This window comes from Protofrankia sp. CiP1_Cm_nod4 (assembly GCF_982290645.1).
The window spans coordinates 10,237-10,852 of the sequence record NZ_CEVIVC010000162.1 but is presented as its reverse complement, the minus strand read 5'-3'; the positions used below and the strand labels follow the sequence as shown (position 1 = coordinate 10,852).

Here is a 616-nt window from a genome sequence, read left to right as displayed (position 1 = left end):
GCGCGCGCCGGCCGGCATCCCGGCCGGGTTGCCGCCTCGCTTCCCGCCTGACCGGTTCTTCCTGCTCTTTCTGGACGCGGTACTCATCAGCTCTCCGAAGTCCTGCGACGGCTCGACGACATGGGCCGACGGCGGCACGGCGTGATCATGGCCGCGCCGTTCGCGGCCCCTCGACGGCCAGTGGGCGCGCGCCTCGTTCGAGGATGCGGTCGACGGTGAGCGCACCGGCTGGCAGGCAGACCACCAGGACGCTCGCGGCGAGCAGCAGACCGTCCCGGATGATCTCTCCGGTGTAGTGGATGGGCGCGCCGGCGGTGAGGTCCCCGCCGGTGGAGAAGCAGCCGCAGCCGATGCGCAGGCCCCGCGCGGCGGCCGAGGCGATCGCCGCGATGTAGCCGGCGAGCAGCAGCGCGGAGACGACGGCGCTCACCCGCACCGCCAGCCCGACCAGCAGCAGCAGGCCGAGCGCGATCTCCACGAACGGGACGGCGTAGGCGACCGGGTGCACGAGCGCCTCGGGCAGGATGCGGAAGGCCCGGACGGATCGCACCATCCCCTGCGGGTCGCCGATTTTGATCATTCCGGCGGCGAGCCAGAGCCCCGCCAGCCCGAGGCG

1 protein-coding gene is annotated in these 616 nt (G+C 73.4%); it reads right to left on the bottom strand.

From position 1 onward, the window contains the following. Positions 1 to 145: 145 nt before the first annotated feature. Positions 146 to 616 (bottom strand): MauE/DoxX family redox-associated membrane protein (locus AC5LSR_RS21070; RefSeq protein WP_250286362.1); only part of this gene is annotated, 471 nt, incomplete at its 5' end.